Origin of the sequence: Micromonospora sp. D75, from assembly GCF_018070405.1 — a bacterium.
GTDB classification, from domain to species: domain Bacteria; phylum Actinomycetota; class Actinomycetes; order Mycobacteriales; family Micromonosporaceae; genus Micromonospora; species Micromonospora chalcea.
Window position 1 is genome coordinate 1 of sequence record NZ_JAGPXV010000629.1, and the last position, 3,458, is coordinate 3,458.

Consider the following 3,458-nt stretch of genomic DNA (forward strand, 5'->3'; position numbering starts at 1 on the left):
GAACATCGACGTACACGCCATGGCCGAGGAGATGGGCACCACCGAAGCCGGCACCAACTCCATCAACGACATCACCCCGGTACTGAACAAGGAGACCGGTAAGGACGTCTACAAGTCCACCGAGATCCCCGTGGACAAGGCCCGCGACCGCGACAAGGTCGACAAGCTGCGCGCCGACGTGGTCAAGACCGTCGACGACGGCCGTGCCGTGGTGGCCAACATCGCCGGCACCGCGACCGACACCGACGGCAACGCCCACTCCTTCGAGGGTGGCCACTACATCAGCGTGGTGGGCTACCGCGACGGCGGGAAGGTCGTGACGATCGCCGACTCGGCGAACCCGAACCAGGCCTCCTACCGGATGGACGTGGACGAGCTCGCCCGCTGGATCGCCAGCCGCGGCTACAGCTCCTGACCGAACACGAAGGGCCCGACCCCCACCACGGGGTCGGGCCCTTCGGCGTACCCGGGTTGTCAGCCGCCGGAGTCGTCCAGCTCGGCGCCGTCCGGCGGGGTGTCGTCGTCGCGGCTGGCCAGCCACCCGTCGGGCAGGAAAACCTTGCCCGGGGAGTTGGTGCGGCCGCGCGGCTGGCCGAGGTTCTCCACCGGGAACGGTACGGCCGGGTCGAGCTTGCCGAGCAGGTCGTCGAGCTGCGCCAAGCTCTCGATCATGGCGAGCGAGCGGCGCAGCTCGCTGCCGATCGGGAAGCCCTTCAGGTACCAGGCGACGTGCTTGCGGAAGTCGGTGCAGCCGTCCCGCTCGCCCCGGGCCGGGTTGCGGGCACCGGCCACGAACTGCTCCACCAGCAGCTCGGCGTGCCGGCGCATGGTCACCGCCACCTCGCCGAGCGAGGGCAGCCGCCGCTCGGGGCTGCCGTTGAACGCGGCCTCCAGGTCGGCGAACAGCCACGGCCGGCCCAGGCAGCCGCGCCCGATCACCACGCCGTCCACGCCGGTGTGCGCGACCATCCGCAGCGCGTCGTCGGCCTCCCAGATGTCACCGTTGCCGAGCACCGGCACGTCGAGCGCCGACTTGAGCGTGGCGATCGCGTCCCAGTCGGCGGTGCCGGAGTAGCGCTGCGCGGCCGTACGCCCGTGCAGGGCGACCGCCGCGACGCCCGCGTCCTGGGCCGCCAGCCCCGCCTCGACGTACGTCAGGTGGTCGTCGTCGATGCCCTTGCGCATCTTGACGGTGACCGGCACCCCGGCGGGTGACGCGGCGTCCACCGCGGCCTTGACCAACCGGGCGAACAGCCGGCGGCGCCACGGCAGGGCCGAGCCGCCGCCGCGCCGGGTGACCTTGGGTACGGGGCAGCCGAAGTTCAGGTCGATGTGATCCGCCAGGTCGCGTTCGACCACGATCCGCACGGCGGCGGCGGTGATCTCCGGGTCGGTGCCGTAGAGCTGGAGGCTGCGGGGCTGCTCCTCGGCGCCGAAGGCGATCATGCGCAGCGTCTTCGGGTTCCGCTCGACGAGCGCCCGGGTGGTGATCATCTCGCAGACGTAGATGCCGCCGCCCTGCTCGCGACAGAGCCGGCGGAAGCCGACGTTGGTGATCCCGGCCATCGGCGCGAGCACCACCGGCGGCCACACCTGGTGCGGGCCGATGGTCAGCGCGGGCAGCGTCGGGGCAGTCACCGACCAAGTGTAAGGAAGGGCCCCTTATTAACGTCTCCGGTAGTGCAGGGGCCCCTTGTTAACAGGGCGCATATCACAGCCGGCCCGCCTCGCGGACGCTCTCCACAGCCGGGCCGGCTGTCCACAGGGCGGGCGAGCGGGCCACAGAAGGATCGGCGGAGCCCGCACGCTGCCGGGCATGCCCGAACAACCACCCGAACTCGGCGACCTGGCGGAACGCCAGCAGCAGATCGTCACGCGGACACAGCTTCTCGGCGTCGGATACGACGACATGTACCTGTACCGGCAGACCCGGCGCGGCCTGTGGCAGCGCGTGCTGCCGGCCACGTACGCGCTCGTCACCGGCACCCTCACCGACGAGCAGCGACGCATCTCGGCGGCGCTCTACGCAGGCGCCGACGCGCAGATCACCGGCCTGGCCGCCCTGATCTGGTACGGCTTTCGGCACAGTCCGCGCACTGCTGACGTACACCTGATCCTGCCGCACCACGCGCGGCGCCGCTCGGCCGGTCACGCGGTGATCGCGCGGGCCCTGGAGCTTGATCCGCGGGCCCGGCGGACCGCGCTCTATCCGGTGTGCTCGCCGGCGCGGGCGGTGGTGGACGCGGCCCGCGACCTGCGCCAGTTGCGGCCGGTACGGGCGACGGTGGCGGAGGCCGTGCAGCGCGGCTTCACCGATCTGGACAGCCTGGACGCGGAGATCCGCCGGGCCCGGCGCAGTCGCACCGCCCTGATCCGGAAGGCGTTCGCCGAGATCACGGACGGGGTCCGCTCCGCGCCGGAGACCGAGCTGCGGGAGTGCCTGGGCGGCAGCGGCGTGCTCGGCGGGATCCTGTGGAACCCGCGGCTGTCGGCGGCCGACGGCACCCGCCTGCCGACGCCGGACGGCTACCTCGCCGACTGCGCGGTGGCGCTGGAGGTCGACTCGCGGGAGTACCACCTCAGCCCGACCGACTGGGCACGGACGCTGGACCGGCACAACGAGTTGAGCCGGTACGGGGTGCTGGTCCTGCACTTCACGCCGGCGCAGATCCGCAGGGAGCCGGGCCGGGTGCGGCGCACGGTCGAGGACGCGTACGCGGCCAGGCGCGGGGTGGGCGCCGCGACCGGCGTACGGGCGGAGCCGATCTCCCCCGGCGACGGGTGTTAAGAAGGGGCCCCTTCTCTACGCGAGGCGTTAAGAAGGGGCCCTTCCTTACAGCAAGGTCAGCAGCCGGGGAGGCGCTCGATCAGGTAGCGCTCGACCTGGTCCAGCGAGACGCGCTCCTGGGCCATGGTGTCCCGGTTCCGGACCGTCACGGCGTTGTCGTCGAGCGTGTCGAAGTCGACGGTGACGCAGAACGGCGTACCGATCTCGTCCTGCCGGCGGTAGCGGCGGCCGATCGCCTGCGAGTCGTCGAACTCGACCACCCAGCGCTTGCGCAGGTCGGTGGCGAGCTGCTTGGCCTTCGGCGACAGCGCCTCGTTACGCGACAGCGGCAGCACGGCGACCTTGACCGGGGCCAGCCGCGGGTCGAAGCGCATGACGGTGCGCTTGTCCACGCCGCCCTTGGTGTTCGGCGCCTCGTCCTCGTCGTACGCCTCGAGCAGGAACGCCAGTACCGCGCGGGTGAGGCCGGCGGCCGGCTCGATCACGTACGGCATCCAGCGCTCGCCCTTGCCCTGGTCGAAGTACGACAGGTCGACGCCGGAGTGCTTGCTGTGCGTGGACAGGTCGAAGTCGGTGCGGTTGGCGATGCCCTCCAGCTCGGCGAACTCGCTGCCGCCGAACCGGAACCGGTACTCGATGTCGACGGTGCGCTTCGAGTAGTGGCAGAGCT

At 71.5% G+C, this 3,458-nt stretch carries 4 protein-coding genes; 2 read left to right on the forward strand and 2 right to left on the reverse strand.

Annotated features, from left to right (window positions below; all coding sequences use genetic code 11):
• On the forward strand, nt 1-415 hold a 415-nt coding region (locus KBX39_RS26750), incomplete at its 5' end, for a C39 family peptidase (protein WP_210873109.1).
• A 59-nt stretch (nt 416-474) separates the two neighbouring features.
• Here the strand turns inward: KBX39_RS26750 and dusB are convergent.
• Nucleotides 475-1,638: a tRNA dihydrouridine synthase DusB gene (dusB, locus tag KBX39_RS26755; protein ID WP_104112439.1), complete on the reverse strand. Its 1,164-nt coding sequence runs from the start codon at nt 1,636-1,638 to the stop codon at nt 475-477.
• A gap of 178 nt (nt 1,639-1,816) precedes the next feature.
• Here dusB and KBX39_RS26760 point away from each other — a divergent pair, with 178 nt between their 5' ends.
• Complete coding sequence (locus KBX39_RS26760; RefSeq protein WP_210873111.1) at nt 1,817-2,788, forward strand: type IV toxin-antitoxin system AbiEi family antitoxin domain-containing protein; 972 nt, start codon at nt 1,817-1,819, stop codon at nt 2,786-2,788.
• Nucleotides 2,789-2,844: 56 nt separating this feature from the next.
• On the opposite strand, the gene KBX39_RS26765 is transcribed toward KBX39_RS26760, so the two are convergent.
• Nucleotides 2,845-3,458, reverse strand: a 614-nt coding sequence (locus KBX39_RS26765) for a His/Gly/Thr/Pro-type tRNA ligase C-terminal domain-containing protein (RefSeq protein ID WP_247660633.1), incomplete at its 5' end; no start/stop codon positions are given.

Excerpts from the sequence above, each read along its gene's own strand:
- KBX39_RS26760 (WP_210873111.1), top strand. The coding sequence starts at position 1,817 with ATGCCCGAACAACCACCCGAACTCGGCGACCTGGCGGAACGCCAGCAG.